This window comes from Streptomyces sp. NRRL WC-3618 (genome assembly GCF_001280005.1).
In the GTDB taxonomy this organism is placed as follows: Bacteria; Actinomycetota; Actinomycetes; order Streptomycetales; family Streptomycetaceae; genus Streptomyces.
Genome location: NZ_LGDW01000235.1, coordinates 1 through 1,283 on the forward strand (window position 1 = coordinate 1; position 1,283 = coordinate 1,283).

1 protein-coding gene is annotated in these 1,283 nt (G+C 70.5%); it reads right to left on the reverse strand.

All coding sequences use genetic code 11. The features are described 5' to 3' along the window. On the reverse strand, positions 1-1,283 hold a 1,283-nt coding region (locus ADL01_RS20295; RefSeq protein ID WP_234354731.1), incomplete at both ends, for a class I SAM-dependent methyltransferase.

Consider the following 1,283-nt stretch of genomic DNA (forward strand, 5'->3'; position numbering starts at 1 on the left):
TCCCTGCGCAACGGCATGCCGGACCGGCCGTCACCGTCGGTCCTGACCGCCAGCACCTGGTTGACGCCCATCGTGTTGTTCTCGAACCCGACCGCCGAGGCCGCCATATACAGGCGCCACACCCGCGCCCGCCCGGGCGAGGTCAGCTTGACCGCCTCGTCCCAGTGTGCTTCGAGGTTGGCCACCCACTCACGTAGCGTGAGGGCATAGTGCTCGCGCAGGGCCTCGACGTCGCGCACCTCGAAGCCCGCTTCCTCCAGCAGCGACGCGGTGGAGCCGACGGGAGCCAGCTCGCCGTCGGGGAAGACGTACCGGTCGATGAAGGGGTCCATTCGGTATTCCCCTTCGTCCCGCACAGGGCGCCGCGCTATCTGGTGGTTGAGCAACCGCCCGCCGGGCTTCAGCAGTTGGTGCAGGATGTCCGCGTACGCGCGGTATCGCTTCCCGCCGACGTGCTCGGCCATGCCGATCGAGGAGATCGCGTCGAAGGGGGAGTCGTCGATCTGCCGGTAGTCCTGCACCCTGATCTCCACCAGGTGCTCAAGCCCCGCCGCGGCGACACGCTCGCGTGCCAATGCCGCCTGCTCGACCGAGATGGTGACCCCTACGACCTGTACGCCGTAGCGTTCGGCCGCGTGCATGGCCAGCGAGCCCCAGCCGCAGCCCACGTCCAGCAGCCGCTGCCCCTCGCGCAGGGCGAGCTTGCGGCAGACCAGGTCCAGTTTGGCCTCCTGTGCCTGCTCCAGCGTGTCGCCGGAGCCGGAGGACGGGTCGCCCTGCCAGTAGGCGCAGGAGTAGACGAGCGAGGGGCCCAGCACCAGGGCGTAGAAGTCGTTGCCCACGTCGTAGTGGTGACTGATGGCCGCCTTGTCACGCCGCATGCTGTGCGCGGGACCGCGACGGCGCACCACCTCTTCGGCGGGCGGAGCCGGCGGGAGCCCCATCCCCGCGAGGCCGAGCGTCCGGCTCACCGTACGCAGGGTGGCGGGTGTGGTCAGCACGCTCAGCGCTTGGCGGAACGCCGCGGTGCGGCTGCCGGGCTCGTCCCGTTCCCACACCAGCGTCGAGATGCGCTTCAGCAGCTCGTACAGGTCGCCGTCGACTTCCAGATCTCCGGCCACCCAGGCCCGGGCGAGCCCCAGCTCGCCGGGCCGCCACAGCAGACGCCGCAGGGCTTCGCGGTCACGCAGGACGAAGGCCGGCCCGTCCTCGGGGCCGGCCGTGCTGCCGTCCCAGAGGCGGATTCCCACGGGCAGGGGGAGACCCAGCACCTGTTCACTGAA